The organism is Pandoraea soli, assembly GCF_902459595.1.
GTDB classification, from domain to species: Bacteria; Pseudomonadota; Gammaproteobacteria; order Burkholderiales; family Burkholderiaceae; genus Pandoraea; species Pandoraea cepalis.
The window spans coordinates 21,635-35,756 of the sequence record NZ_CABPSG010000017.1 but is presented as its reverse complement, the minus strand read 5'-3'; the positions used below and the strand labels follow the sequence as shown (position 1 = coordinate 35,756).

The 14,122-nt window shown below is 65.5% G+C and carries 12 protein-coding genes; 6 read left to right on the top strand and 6 right to left on the bottom strand.

Annotated elements, in window-relative coordinates:
• Positions 1–112: 112 nt before the first annotated feature.
• Positions 113–2,404 (bottom strand): ATP-dependent DNA helicase RecG, encoded by a 2,292-nt coding sequence (recG, locus tag PSO31014_RS20190; RefSeq protein WP_150553251.1) that lies wholly within the window; start codon positions 2,402–2,404, stop codon positions 113–115.
• 102 nt (positions 2,405–2,506) lie between these two features.
• On the opposite strand from recG, the gene queA reads away from it, so the two are divergent.
• From queA to secF, 5 genes are all read left to right on the top strand, one after another.
• Positions 2,507–3,589, top strand: a complete 1,083-nt coding sequence (gene queA, locus PSO31014_RS20185) for a tRNA preQ1(34) S-adenosylmethionine ribosyltransferase-isomerase QueA (protein WP_150553250.1) — start codon at positions 2,507–2,509, stop codon at positions 3,587–3,589.
• Positions 3,590–3,726: 137 nt separating this feature from the next.
• Positions 3,727–4,857, top strand: a complete 1,131-nt coding sequence (gene tgt / locus PSO31014_RS20180; protein WP_017233100.1) for a tRNA guanosine(34) transglycosylase Tgt — start codon at positions 3,727–3,729, stop codon at positions 4,855–4,857.
• 224 nt (positions 4,858–5,081) lie between these two features.
• Positions 5,082–5,348, top strand: coding sequence for a preprotein translocase subunit YajC (gene yajC, locus PSO31014_RS20175; RefSeq protein ID WP_246176894.1), 267 nt, complete (start codon positions 5,082–5,084; stop codon positions 5,346–5,348).
• A 135-nt stretch (positions 5,349–5,483) separates the two neighbouring features.
• Positions 5,484–7,376, top strand: a complete 1,893-nt coding sequence (gene secD, locus PSO31014_RS20170; protein WP_150553248.1) for a protein translocase subunit SecD — start codon at positions 5,484–5,486, stop codon at positions 7,374–7,376.
• A 24-nt stretch (positions 7,377–7,400) separates the two neighbouring features.
• Positions 7,401–8,378 carry a protein translocase subunit SecF gene (gene secF, locus PSO31014_RS20165; RefSeq protein ID WP_150553247.1) on the top strand — a complete coding sequence of 326 codons (978 nt, stop codon included), beginning with the start codon at positions 7,401–7,403 and terminating at the stop codon, positions 8,376–8,378.
• A 185-nt stretch (positions 8,379–8,563) separates the two neighbouring features.
• Here the strand turns inward: secF and purB are convergent, their stop codons facing one another.
• Positions 8,564–9,937 carry an adenylosuccinate lyase gene (gene purB / locus PSO31014_RS20160; RefSeq protein ID WP_150553246.1) on the bottom strand — a complete coding sequence of 458 codons (1,374 nt, stop codon included), beginning with the start codon at positions 9,935–9,937 and terminating at the stop codon, positions 8,564–8,566.
• A 223-nt stretch (positions 9,938–10,160) separates the two neighbouring features.
• Between purB and PSO31014_RS20155 the strand changes: the two genes are divergently transcribed.
• The gene (locus tag PSO31014_RS20155) at positions 10,161–10,772 is read left to right on the top strand and encodes a glutathione S-transferase family protein (RefSeq protein ID WP_150553245.1); all 612 of its coding nucleotides are present in this window, start codon (positions 10,161–10,163) and stop codon (positions 10,770–10,772) included.
• 8 nt (positions 10,773–10,780) lie between these two features.
• On the opposite strand, the gene PSO31014_RS20150 is transcribed toward PSO31014_RS20155, so the two are convergent.
• The 4 genes from PSO31014_RS20150 to sctS are packed head-to-tail and all read right to left on the bottom strand — an operon-like array spanning position 10,781 to position 14,112.
• On the bottom strand, positions 10,781–11,842 hold the full coding sequence (locus tag PSO31014_RS20150) for a lytic transglycosylase domain-containing protein (protein ID WP_246176889.1): 1,062 nt from the start codon (positions 11,840–11,842) through the stop codon (positions 10,781–10,783).
• Complete coding sequence (locus tag PSO31014_RS20145) at positions 11,839–12,990, bottom strand: EscU/YscU/HrcU family type III secretion system export apparatus switch protein (protein ID WP_150553244.1); 1,152 nt, start codon at positions 12,988–12,990, stop codon at positions 11,839–11,841. Before PSO31014_RS20145 ends, PSO31014_RS20150 begins: the two co-directional genes overlap by 4 nt.
• Before the next feature lie 7 nt (positions 12,991–12,997).
• Complete coding sequence (sctT, locus tag PSO31014_RS20140; RefSeq protein ID WP_150553243.1) at positions 12,998–13,840, bottom strand: type III secretion system export apparatus subunit SctT; 843 nt, start codon at positions 13,838–13,840, stop codon at positions 12,998–13,000.
• 5 nt (positions 13,841–13,845) lie between these two features.
• A complete protein-coding gene (gene sctS / locus PSO31014_RS20135; protein WP_017233091.1) occupies positions 13,846–14,112 on the bottom strand; it encodes a type III secretion system export apparatus subunit SctS in 267 nt (88 codons plus the stop codon).
• Between the last annotated feature and the right edge of the window lie 10 nt (positions 14,113–14,122).

Here is a 14,122-nt window from a genome sequence, read left to right as displayed (position 1 = left end):
TTTATAGCACAATCGAGCGGCGATTGCCCGTTTTCGGTCGACGTCCGCGTTGATGCCAGCGCGGAGGCTTCCGTCGATGCCGGGCCGCCCTGCCGTCGCGCAGACACCGGGGTCATGCCTTCAGATAGTCTTCCCGCGCCCCGAGCCAGCGCTCCAGGTGCGCCGCCACCGCGCCGGGATGCGACGCGAGCAGCACATCGGCCGCTTCCTGCGCGCCCGGGATCAACCAGGCGTCCTCGTTCAGATCGACGAAGCGCAACATCGCCGCGCCCGACTGCCGCGCGCCGAGAAATTCGCCCGGGCCGCGGATTTCCAGATCGCGCCGCGCAATGACAAAACCGTCGGTGGTCTCGCGCATCGTCTGCAAACGCGCCTTCGCGCCCATCGACAACGGTGACGCATACATCAGCAGGCACACCGATTCCGCCGAGCCGCGCCCGACGCGTCCGCGCAACTGGTGCAGTTGCGCGAGCCCAAAGCGCTCGGCGTGCTCGATCACCATCAGCGACGCGTTGGGCACGTCCACGCCCACTTCGATGACCGTGGTCGCCACCAGCAGATGCATGTCGCCACGCGTGAAGGCGTCCATCACGGCCGCCTTCTCCGCCGGCGCGAGCCGCCCGTGCACGAGTCCCACGCGCAACTCGGGCAGCGCCGCGACCAGTTGCGCATGCGTGTCGACGGCCGTCTGCAATTGCAGCGCCTCGCTCTCCTCGATCAGCGGACAAACCCAGTACACCTGACGGCCGGCCAGCGCCGCCGCCCGCACGCGTTCGATCACTTCCGGGCGCCGCGTGTCACTGATCAGCTTGGTGACAACGGGACTGCGGCCCGGCGGCAGCTCGTCGATCACCGAAACATCAAGATCGGCGTAGTACGTCATCGCGAGCGTTCGCGGAATGGGCGTCGCGCTCATCATCAACTGATGCGGCATGGCGTTGCCGCCCATGCCGGCGGTTTGCATCTTGCTGCGCAGCGCCAGACGCTGTGCCACGCCAAACCGATGTTGCTCGTCGACGACGGCCATGCCCAACCGCGCAAACGTGACGGTGTCCTGAATGATGGCGTGCGTGCCGATGACCAGTTGCGCGTCGCCGCTCGCCACACGTGCCAGGGCCTCGCGCTTCTCCTTTGCCTTCATGCTGCCCGCCAGCCACGCGACCTCGACGCCCAACGGCGCAAGCCAGCCCGAGAGTTTGCGCAGATGCTGCTCCGCAAGGATTTCGGTCGGCGCCATGATCGCCGCCTGATACCCCGCGTCGATGGCCTGTGCCGCGGCCAGCGCCGCAATGATCGTCTTGCCGCTGCCCACGTCGCCCTGCAGCAGACGCTGCATCGGATGGGGTTCGGCAAGATCGGCGCGGATCTCGGCCCACACGCGTTGCTGGGCGCCGGTCAGGCGAAACGGCAGCGCAGCCTCGAAGCGTTCGAGCAAGCCGCCCGGCACACGGGTGCCGAACGCAGGGGCCGCGAGCCGTCGACGCGCCGCCTGTGCCCGTTTGAGCGACAGTTGCTGCGCGAGCAACTCCTCGCACTTGATGCGCAGCCATGCGGGGTGCGAGCGCTCGATAAGCGCTGTCTCAGACACATTGGGCGGAGGGGCGTGCAGCAGGTGGACGGCGTCGGCCAGCGCCGGGAGCGGATGCTCGGGCCCCATGACACGCTGGAGCAGTCCTGGCGGCAGCAACTCAGGCAACGGCGTGCGCGCCATCGCGTTGTGGATCGCTTTGCGCAAATACGCTTGCGACAGGCCCGCCGCGCTCGGGTACACCGGCGTGAGGGACTCGGGCAGCGGCGCGGCGGCGTCCTGCACCACGCGATATGCGGGGTGCACCATCTCCAATCCGAAGAAGCCGCCACGCACTTCGCCGCGTACTCGCACACGCGTGCCGACGGCGAGCTGTTTCTGCTGGCTGCCGTAGAAATTCAGAAAACGCAGCACGAGTTCGTGGCCGTCGTCCGCAATACGTACGACCCACTGACGGCGGGGTCGGTAGGCCACGTCGCTTGACGTGACGACACCTTCCACCTGCGCCAGTTCGCTCGGCAGCACTTCGCCGATCTTGCGCAGGGTGGTTTCGTCCTCGTAGCGCATCGGCAGATGCAGAATCAGATCGATGTCGCGCTTCAGGCCGAGCTTGGCGAGCTTATCGGCCGTGCCCGAGCCGGTCGTCTTGCGCGCGGCGGCCTTCGCGTTTTTCGGTGACTTGGCGGATTGGGTGGACCTGGCGGGGGCCGCCTCATCCGCCCCTGTCGGTGGCTGGGCCGGTGCGGCCGGGCGCCGACCGCGCTTCGCTGCGGGACGTGGCGCGGCATCGGCCTGTGCACCGGCGGCATCGGCAAGATCCACGAGGTCGGCAGGGGCGTCGTCAGGCGCGGTGGCGGGCATTCTGCGTTCGGTCATGCAGTCGCGAGTCGGGGACGTTCGGCCGTGAGGCGCACACCGTGCCGGCAGGCCTTCGGACGAACCAAGTAAAATGTCGGTTGCTACGCATTGTAAACGCTGATGTATACCCTTTCCGATTTCGATTTCGACCTGCCGCCCGAACTGATCGCGCAGACCGCGCTTACCGAGCGCACCGCCAGCCGCCTGCTGGAGGTCGACGGCAGCGTCACGCCGCCGCATCTGTACGACCGGCGCTTCGCCGACCTGCCCAGCCTGCTCGCCCCTGGCGACCTGATGGTGTTCAACGACACCCGTGTCATCAAGGCGCGCCTGTTCGGCCAGAAGGCGAGCGGCGGCAAGATCGAGGTGCTCGTCGAGCGTGTCGTCGACAACCGCACCGTGCTCGCGCAGATCCGGGCGAGCAAGAGTCCGACGCCCGGCACCGTGCTGCATCTGGCCGATGCGTTCGACGTGACCGTTGGCGAGCGCGTCGAACCGTTCTACACGCTGCACTTCCCGGACGACTGCTATACGCTGCTGGAGACCTACGGCCGCCTGCCCTTGCCGCCGTATATCGCACACGACGCCGACGCCGCCGACGAAACGCGCTACCAGACCGTATATGCCCGCAACCCGGGGGCCGTGGCCGCACCGACCGCGGGGCTGCATTTCGACGACAGCCTCTTCGCCCGCCTCGACGCGCTGGGCGTGCACCGCGCCACACTGACGCTGCATGTGGGCGCCGGCACGTTCCAGCCGGTGCGCGTGGAGAACATCGGCGAACACAAGATGCACTCGGAGTGGTACGAGATCACGCCGTCGCTGGTCGACGCCATCGCCGCCACCCGGGCGCGCGGCGGCCGCGTCGTGGCGGTCGGCACGACGTCGATGCGCGCCCTGGAGTCGGCCGCGCAAGCTACGCTGTCTGCGGGTGGCGCGCCGGGCACCTTGCGCGCCGGCAGTGCCGAGACGGACATTTTCATCACGCCGGGCTACCGTTTCCAGTTGGTCGATCGGCTCATCACCAACTTCCATCTGCCCAAGTCGACCTTGCTCATGCTGGTGTCGGCGTTCTCGGGGATGGAGACGATCCGCGCGGCCTACCGGCACGCCATCGAGCAGCGCTACCGCTTCTTCAGTTACGGCGACGCGATGATCCTCTCGCGCGTGGCGCCTCACGACGCGCCGAAAGCCGCCGCCTGACCCGGCACGGCCGTCGGAACGGCGGCCGTGCGACCCGGTACAATAGCGCCTTGGCCGCGCATGGGGCGCCGGCCGCTTTTTTGACGTCCTGTGCGGGCGCCGGCTTGTGTTGCCGGTGGTGCCGGGGCGCACGACACATGCTCAAGTTCGAACTCATCACCACCGACGGGCAAGCCCGCCGGGGGCGCGTCACGCTCAACCACGGCGTGGTCGAGACACCCATCTTCATGCCGGTCGGCACTTACGGCTCGGTCAAGGCGATGTCGCCGGCCGAATTGGTCGAGAACAACGCCCAGATCATCCTCGGCAATACGTTCCACCTCTGGCTGCGCCCCGGGCTGGAGACGATTGCCGCGCACGGCGGGCTGCATCGCTTCATGGGTTGGGATCGTCCGATTCTCACGGATTCCGGCGGTTTTCAGGTATTCAGCCTCGGTGAGCTGCGCAAGATCAGCGAGGAAGGCGTGAAGTTCGCGTCGCCTGTGAATGGCGACCGTCTCTTCCTCTCGCCCGAAATCTCGATGCAGATTCAGCACGTGCTCAATTCGGACATCGTCATGCAGTTCGACGAATGCACACCGTACGAGATCGACGGCCGCCCGGCCACGGAAGTCGAGGCCGGCCAGTCGATGCGCATGTCGATGCGCTGGGCCAAGCGCTCCATTGACGAATTCAACCGTCTCGAGAACCCGAATGCGCTGTTCGGGATCGTGCAAGGCGGTATGTACGAACATTTGCGCGACGAATCGCTCGCCGGGTTGTCGGAACTGGACTTTCACGGCTATGCGATCGGCGGGTTGTCGGTCGGTGAGCCGAAGGAAGACATGATGCGCGTGCTCCAGCATGTGGCACCGCGGCTGCCGGCGAACAAGCCCCATTACCTGATGGGGGTTGGCACGCCGGAGGACCTCGTGGCCGGCGTGGCGGCGGGCGTCGACATGTTCGACTGCGTGATGCCCACGCGTAACGCCCGTAACGGTTGGCTCTTCACGCGATTCGGCGATCTGAAGATCCGCAATGCGTCGCACAAGACCGATACGCGCCCTCTGGACGAAACTTGCGGCTGTTACGCCTGTCGAAACTTCTCGCGCGCCTACCTGCACCATTTGCAGCGAGCCGGGGAAATTCTGGGCGCGCGGCTCAACACCATCCACAACCTGCATTACTATCTCACGCTGATGCAGGAAATCCGGGATGCCATCGAAGCGCACCGTTTCGACGCTTTCGTCGCCCAGTTCCGGGCCGATCGCGCGCGCGGCGTGCATTGACGGCCGGCGCGCGCCAGCGGGCACCGAAACCCCGGAGACCGGGGTTGGGCAGTGGTAAAATGCCGGGCTTGGATCCTGCATCCACGCACCGAAACACACGCCGCGCGTGTCCGGAGTTCCGGCCACACGTGGCTTTTACACGTCTTACATAAGGAGAACCGAACGTGCTGATTTCCAATGCCTTCGCTCAGACGGCAGGCGCCGCGAGCCCGACCAGCAACCTGATGAGCTTCCTGCCGCTGGTGCTGATGTTCGTGGTGCTGTACTTCATCATGATCCGTCCGCAAATGAAGCGCCAGAAAGAAACGCGCAACATGCTGTCGGCCCTCGCCAAGGGCGACGAAGTCGTGACCTCGGGCGGCCTGGCCGGCCGTATCACGAAGGTCGGCGAAACCTTCCTGACCGTGGAGATCGCCGAGAACGTCGAAATCAACGTGCAGAAGGGTGCGATCACCACCCTGCTGCCGAAGGGCACCATCAAGGCGCTCTGAGCCTTCGCGCCACTGCACGCGGCCGCCTTCAACGGCGGCCGCCGTGCATGGCGACGCCGGCCGTGGCGACCCACGTTGCCATGCCTGCCGGTCTGAAGCACGGTTTGCCACATGGCATCACCCTAGCCCGCTGCTATGAATCGCTATCCTCTCTGGAAGTACATCCTCATTCTGGTGGCGCTTGCCATCGGGGTGTTCTATACGCTGCCCAACCTGTTCGGTGAAACACCGGCAGTACAGATTTCCAGCGTCAAGGCGACCGTCAAGGTCGATGCCTCGACGCTCGCGCGCGCCGAAGACGCGCTCAAGGCGCAGAACATCGCCTATCAAGGCGCCGTGTTCGACAGCACGGGCAACAACCCGAGCGTGCGCATTCGCTTCGCCGACACCGACACGCAATTGCGGGCCAAGGACATGCTCCAGACGGCGCTGAACAGCGACCCGACGGACCCGACCTACGTCGTCGCGCTCAACCTGCTCTCGGCCTCGCCGGAATGGCTCACCCGAATCCACGCGCTGCCGATGTATCTCGGCCTCGACCTGCGTGGCGGGGTGCACTTCCTGCTGCAAGTCGACATGGCCGGCGCCATCACCAAGCGTCTGGACGCAAGCGCCGCCGATGCCCGCACGCTGCTGCGCGACAAGAACATCCGCCACAGCGGCGTGACGCGCACGGACAGCGGCATCGAAGCCGTCTTCAGCGACCAGAACGACGCCGAGCGCGCGCGCGGTGCCTTGACCGACGGCCTGCCCGATCTTTCCTACACGACGCAAGCCGGCCCGAACGGGACGTTCAAGGTCGTGGGCGCCTTCACGGAAGCCGCCCGTCGTGCGGTACAGGACAACGCCGTCAAGCAGAACATCGTCACGCTGCATAACCGGGTGAACGAACTCGGTGTGGCCGAGCCGGTGATTCAGCAGGAAGGCCCGGACCGCATCGTCGTGCAGTTGCCTGGCGTGCAGGACACCGCCAAGGCGAAGGACATCATCGGCCGCACGGCAACGCTCGAAGCGCGTCTGGTCGATCCGGACGCGCCGCGTCTCATCACGGCCGACACGCCGGTGCCGCCGCAGGACGAACTGTTCCTGCACGGCAACGGCGCGCCGGTGATGCTCAAACGTCAGGTGATCTTCAGCGGCGATCGCATCACCAGCGCCTCCGCGGGCTTCGACGATCACCAGCAGCCGTCGGTGAACATCAAGCTCGACGCCGCCGGCGGCCGCGTGCTGCGCGACGTCTCGCGCGACAACATCGGCAAGCCGATGGCCATCGTGCTGTTCGAGAAGGGCAAGGGCGAAGTGCTGACGGTGGCGAACATCCGCAGCGAACTGGGTCAGAGCTTCCAGATCACCGGCATGGGCTCGGCGCAGGGCGCCAACGATCTGGCACTGCTGCTGCGTGCCGGTTCGCTCGCCGCCCCGATGGAGATCATCGAAGAACGCACGATCGGCCCGAGCCTGGGCGCCGATAACGTGCATAAGGGTGTCGACTCGGTGATGTACGGCCTGATCGCCATCGCCGTGTTCATGATGGCGTACTACATGCTGTTCGGCGTGTTCTCGGTGATCGCCCTGCTGTTCAACCTGTTGCTGCTGGTGGCCGTGCTCTCGATGATGCAAGCCACGCTCACGCTGCCGGGGATTGCCGCTATCGCGCTCACGCTCGGTATGGCCATCGACGCGAACGTGCTGATCAACGAACGCATTCGCGAAGAACTACGCGCCGGTGCGTCGGCACAGAAGGCGATTTCGCTGGGCTTCGAGCATGCCTGGGCGACGATTCTGGACTCGAACGTGACCACGCTGATCGCTGGTCTGGCGTTGCTGGCGTTCGGTTCGGGCCCGGTGCGCGCGTTCGCCGTGGTGCACTGCCTGGGTATTCTGACCTCGATGTTCTCGGCCGTGTTCTTCTCGCGCGGTCTGGTCAACCTGTGGTACGGCGGCCGTCGCAAGCTCAAGACGCTGGCGATCGGTCAGGTCTGGCGCCCGGACGGTGCGAAAAACGCACCCGACGCAGGCGAGCAATAATCGCAGGCGCGAGAGGAAACAGTCATGGAATTTTTCCGCATCAAGAAAGACGTGCCGTTCATGCGGCACGCCCTGATCTTCAACATCATCTCGGCGCTCACGTTCGTGGCGGCGGTGTTCTTCCTGCTCACGCGGGGCCTGCACATGTCGATCGAGTTCACCGGCGGTACGGTCATGGAAGTGGCCTACACGCAGGCAGCCGATCTCGAGAAGATCCGTGACGAAGTCGGCAAGCTCGGCTATCGCGACGTGCAGGTGCAGAGCTTTGGCACCTCGCGCGACGTGATGATCCGCCTGCCGATCCAGAACGGTTCTGACGGCAAGCAGGTCACCAGCGCGCAGCAAAGCGACGCCGTGATGTCCGCCCTGAAGGCCGACGCCCCCGATGTGCAGTTGCGTCGCGTGGAATTCGTCGGTCCGCAGATCGGCCACGAGTTGTTCACGGATGGCCTGCTGGCGCTGACCTTCGTGGTCATCGGCATCATCATCTACCTGTCGTTCCGCTTCGAATGGAAGTTCGCGGTGGCCGGCGTGATCGCCAACCTGCACGACGTGGTGATCATTCTGGGCTTCTTCGCCTACTTCCAGTGGGAGTTCTCGCTGGCGGTGCTGGCGGGGGTGCTGGCGGTGCTCGGCTACTCGGTAAACGAATCGGTCGTGATCTTCGACCGGATTCGTGAGACGTTCCGCAAGATGCGCAAGGCGACGGTGCGCGAGGTGATCGACCACGCCATCACGACGACCATGTCGCGTACGATCATCACGCACGCGAGCACGGAAATGATGGTGCTGTCGATGTTCTTCTTCGGTGGACAGACGCTGCACTACTTCGCGCTAGCCCTGACCGTGGGTATTCTGTTCGGTATCTACTCGTCGGTGTTCGTGGCCGCGGCCATTGCGATGTGGCTCGGCGTGAAGCGTGAAGACCTCATCAAGCACAGCAACAAGGATGGTGAAGAAGGCGTCGATCGCAACGACCCGAACTTCGGCGCCCGAGTCTGACCGACTCACTGCGCTCCGTCAGGAAGACCGCCGGCATGTCCGGCGGTTTTTTTTCGCCGGTCCATTGCGCGCTCCGCGTTGGACAGTCGCTTTCCACGTTGCCCTGCGTCAGGCTGCCGTCACCATGCAAAACGGGCCGCAGAAGCGGCCCGTTTCGTTGAAGCGGGAAGGCGTGCTGGGCGCGCTCAGACCCGCTTGGCGAGCGATTCGGCGATACCGATGTAGTTCGCCGGCGTCATTTGCAGCAGACGCGCCTTCGCATCGTCCGGAATGGCCAATTGCTTGATGAAGTCCTGCAGCGCTTCGCGCGTAATGCCCTTGCCGCGCGTCAGCTCCTTGAGCTGCTCGTACGGGTTGGGAATGCCGAAGCGGCGCATCACGGTCTGTACCGGCTCGGCCAGCACTTCCCACGTATTGTCGAGATCGTCGTTCAGACGCTGCGGATTGACTTCGAGCTTGTCCAGGCCCCGCTTGCACGAGTCGTACGCCAACAGACTGTAGCCGAACGCCACGCCGATGTTACGCAGCACGGTCGAGTCGGTCAGGTCACGCTGCCAGCGCGAAACCGGCAGCTTGTCGGCCAGATGGCGCAGCACGGCGTTCGCAAGACCGAGGTTGCCTTCCGAATTCTCGAAATCGATCGGGTTCACCTTGTGCGGCATGGTCGACGAACCGATCTCTCCGGCCTTCGTCTTCTGCTTGAAGTAGCCGACCGAGATATAACCCCAGATGTCGCGATTCAGATCGAGCAGGATGGTGTTGGCACGCGCAACGGCGTCGAACAGCTCGGCCATGTAGTCGTGCGGCTCGATCTGGATCGTGTACGGGTTGAACGTCAGACCCAGGCGCTGCTCGATTACGGCCTTCGAGAAGGCTTCCCAGTCGTATTCCGGGTAGGCCGAGAGGTGGGCGTTGTAGTTACCCACCGCACCGTTCATCTTGGCGAGCAGCTCGACGCGGCGAACGCGCTCGAGCGCACGCGCCAGTCGTACGGCCACGTTCGCGAGTTCCTTGCCAAGCGTGGTCGGCGACGCCGGCTGACCGTGCGTGCGCGAGAGCATCGGCTGTGCGGCATGTTCGCGTGCCAACTCGCCAAGCTTGGCGACCAGCGATTCGAGTGCGGGCACGACGACCTTGTCGCGCGCGCCCTTGATCATCAAGCCGTGCGAGGTGTTGTTGATGTCTTCCGACGTGCAGGCGAAGTGGATGAATTCGCTCGCCTTTTCGAGTTCCGCCTGGCCCTGCACCTTCTCCTTGAGCCAATACTCGACAGCCTTCACGTCGTGGTTCGTGACCTTCTCGATGTCCTTGATGCGCTGCGCATCGGCGTTCGAGAACTGGGTGGCCAGGCTCAGCAGGAACGTCTCCGCTTCGGCCGAGAACGGGGCGATTTCGGCGAAACCGGCCTTGGACAGGGCGATCAGCCAATGGATCTCGACCGTCACGCGGTGGCGCATGAACGCGGCTTCGGACAGCCACGGACGCAGGGCGTCGGTCTTGCTGGAATAACGGCCGTCGAGCGGAGAAAGCGCGGTCAATGGGGAGAATTCGTCGGACATGGCACTGGGCACCGAAAAAGAAAATCGGGGGAGCCGGCGAGCCGCCAACTCGGAAAGGCCAGCATTTTACCATTCTCGGCCTCGCCCATCCCGGGACGAATCGATTTCACCGCAATTCGGGCAGGGCTCGCCCCATGGTGCGGCATACGCAACACGCATGCGCGAGCGCCCGGAGCCCACGTTATACTCTCCCCCGCCCTACCGCGATTTATCAAGGATTCACATGAAGTTGATCGGTGCCCTCGCCAGTCCCTACGTTCGTAAAGTCCGCATTGTGCTGGCTGAGAAGAAGCTCGACTACAAGCTCGAGCTGGAGAACGTGTGGGCCGACGACACCTGCATCCAGCAGTCCAACCCGCTGGGCAAAGTGCCGTGTCTGGTCATGGAAGACGGCGAAGCCGTGTTCGACTCGCGCGTGATCTGCGAGTACCTCGATACGCTCTCCCCGGTGGGCAAGCTCATCCCTCCTTCGGGCCGCGAACGCGCCGAAGTGCGCTGCTGGGAGGCCCTCGCCGATGGCGTGACGGACGCCGCCGTGCAGATTCGCGTCGAGGCGATGTTCCACGACGAAGCCTCGCGCTCGCTGGCGCTCATCGACCGCCAGCGCAGCAAGATCGACGAAGCGCTGCGAGCGATGGCGCGTGGACTCGACGAACGCCAGTGGTGCGCGAGCAACCGCCTCACGCTGGCCGACGTGGCCGTCGTCTGCGCGCTCGGCTACCTCGATTTCCGGTTTCCGGAGATCGCCTGGCGCGACGCACACCCCAATTTAGCCGATCACTTCGAACGCATGTCCGCGCGCCCCTCGGTCGTCGACACCGCCCCCACGCTCTAGTCCTGCTCCTATCCGCCTATTGCCGGGCCAGCGCCGCGCGACTGCCCGCGCGCGGGCAAGACGACCGCTGGCCGGTCGCGTCCGCGGCTGTCGGAGGCTTCCGCCGACGGGCTGCGTGTCAGCAGCGCCCCCACCCCTCGTAGCAAACGCCAGGCGCGTTCCCTCGCGGCCCCGTCCGAGGCGGCATCGCCGTGTTCCGTGGCAGGCGTTGTCGTGGTCTGCGCATTGGCATCGGCGAAGGCGGCAGCGGGCTGCATCGGCTGCACGCGGGGCGTGGGCGGTGTGAGCCCCGCAGGCGCCGGGCTGGCGTCGCGCAAGCGCGTATAGCCGGCCATCACCTTGCGCACGTAATTCTGCGTCTCCGGGAACGGCGGGATCTGACGCCCGTAACGCAGCACCGCACCCTCCCCCGCGTTGTAAGCGGCCAGCGCAAGCGTCAGGTCGCCATCGAAGCGCGACAGCAGCCAACGGACGTACGACGCCCCGGCGCGCACGTTCTCGGCGGGGTCTTCGAGACGTCGCACGCCGAAGCGCTCGCCGGTGCGCGGCAGCACCTGCATCAACCCAATCGCCCCCCGCGCGGACACCGCCTGCGGGTCATATCCCGACTCCGTGTCGATAATGGCGTGCAGCAGCGCCGCATCGACCGACGCTACCTGCGCCGCGCGTTGCACTAGCGAGTCGAAGGGGAGTGCGGGCTCGGCAGACGTCGTCGGTGCCACCGGGGCGCTGGCGACGATAGACGTCGGTGCGTCTGTGTTGCGGACGCTGGCGACGGTAGACGTCGGTGCGTCCGTGTCGCTGCCGCTGGCGACGGTAGACGTCGGGGCGTCTGTGTTGCGGGGGCTGGCGACGACAGGCGCTTGCGCGGGCCGCGCCAACGCGTCTGGCGTAGCGCGCAGCACGGGCACCACGAGCTGCGCGTCAGCCACTCGCGGGTGACGCGGCAGCAATCCCCCGTCCATTGCCCATGCGGACATCGACGGCCCCAGCACGCTCAACACGCTCAGCACGCCCCCCGCGAGCCGTGTGCGCCACCGGCGCGAATCCCGAATCCGGCGCCCACTCATGCGCCGTCTCCCGAGGACGAGCGCGTGGGCGTATCCTGCGCGTCGCTTCCGACGCCACCGTCCTGCGGCATCGCATCGGCGTCCGGCGTGGCGTTCGCCGCTTGCACCTCATAAGGCAGGTCGAGCGCGAGCCGCAGAATCGCGGCCACCGCGTCGAACAGATCGGGGGGAATCGGTGCGTCGATCTCGACGTCGTCCATCAGGCGGCGAGCCACGGGCACATGCTCGACGATCGGCACGCCTTCGCGCTCGGCGAGCCGGACGATGGTCCGCGCGCGTTCGTTGCGGCCCTTCTCGATCACCATCGGCACGGCCGTCTCGCCGGGCACGTAGCGCAGGCAAATCGCGATGTGGGTCGGGTTGCGCACCACGGCCGTCGACCGCTTCACGTTGTCCGACAGACTGCCGCTTTCGATCGTCTGCCGATGAATGTCGCGCCGCTTGTTCTTGATCTCCCGGTTGCCCTCGACCTCCTTGGATTCCCGCTTGATCTCGTCGTGGGACATCATCAATTGCTTGCGAAGTTGATACTTCTGATACGCGAAGTCGAGCCCGCCGAACACCACATACGCGATAACCAACACCGCCATCAGCCAGAACATCAACCGCACCGTGAGGGCAAGACCGCACGACGGCCCGCACTGCGGCAGCGCGGCGAGCGACGGCGTGTACTGCCGGATGAGATAGAAAAAGACCACGGCCAGCACGGCCACCTTGACGAGCGACTTGCCGAACTCGAAGAGCGACTGCATCGAGAACAGTTGCTTCGCCTTGGCGATGGGATCGATCCGTTCATACTTGGGACGAACGCTCTCGGGCGCCACGAGCATGCCGACCTGCAACACCATCGCGAGCCAAGTCGTCACGATCAACAGCACGGCAAGACCGCCCACGAAACGCACGAAGAGCAGCAACGACGGTCCGAGCATGCCGCGCACGGCGTCGTCAATCGGATCGTTGAGCCCCCCTAACATGCGCGCGACGAGCGCTTGCAGCGCATCGTGAAGCGCCGGGCCTTCGAACGTCAGCCACGCCAGCACCACGCCGAGTTGCATGCACACGGCAAGATCGGCGCTCTTCGCGACGCGTCCCTTCTTGCGCTCGTCTTCGATCTTCTTGGGGGTGGGCGGCTGGCTCTTTTCGCTCATGTCGGCCTCAGGATGCGGGCAGCGCGAGCGCGGCCCAGGCGCGAAACACGTCGGGCAGCCGATACCAGCCCTGCAGCGGCACAGCAACGGCAAACGGCAGACTGGCCACCGTCACCAGCAGCGCCATCGCGCTTTTCACCGGCATGGCGAGAAAAAAAACGTTGAGCTGTTGCGCGGCCCGGTTGATGAAGCCCATCGACATATCGACCAGCACCATCACGACCATCGCCGGCAGCGCCACCGCTACGCACATCACCTGCATCGCCTGCCAGAGCGCGAGCAGCCAGGCCACGCTGTCGTCATGCCATTGCCACGGCTGGCCAACCGGCAGCGCGGCGTAAGAGTCGTATAACGCGGTGAGTAAGGCCTGCGCCGCCGGGGTGACGAAGAACAACACGCAGAGCATCTGGGTGAGCGCGATGCCGAAGACCGACGACTGCGCCCCCATCAGCGGATTGAGCACGCTCGCCATGGACGCGCCGCGCATCGTGTCGATCACGTACCCCGTCATGTCGACGGCCCAGAACGGCAGCGCGGCGGCAAAGCCCAGCAGGCCGCCGATGCACAACTCGCGCAGCACCAGCATGCCCCAGGCGCCCCAGTGCGCCGGCATTTCCGGGCTTGCATGCACGAGCGACACCACCGGCAACGCCAGCGCCAGTACCAGCGCATTGCGCAACATGCCGGCGCCGAGCATGCCGACGGAGAACACCGGCAGCAGCATCGCAATGCCCAGCGGGCGGAGCATCGCCACGCCCCACGCCACCAACCAGCCGTACAGGTCGGCCCAGAGCGGCGAGAGCAAGGTGTCGACGACGGGCGCCATGCCCTGCACGAAGGAGGACGTCATGTCGCTCACCGCATCCGGCTGATCTGCTCGAACGCGTTACCCGCGTAATGCAGCAGCACGTGGCCCATCCACGCATAGGTGGCAGCCAACGTGACCGACACCGCGATGAGCTTGATGAGGAACTGCACGGTCTGGTCCTGCACCTGCGTAAGCGCCTGCACCAGCGAGACCAGCACGCCGACGGCCGCCGCCACCACCACGGTGGGCAGCGACAGGAGGAGCGTGAGCCAGAGCATCTCGCTCGTGAGATTGACGACGATGGCTTCACTCATGGGTGCGCTC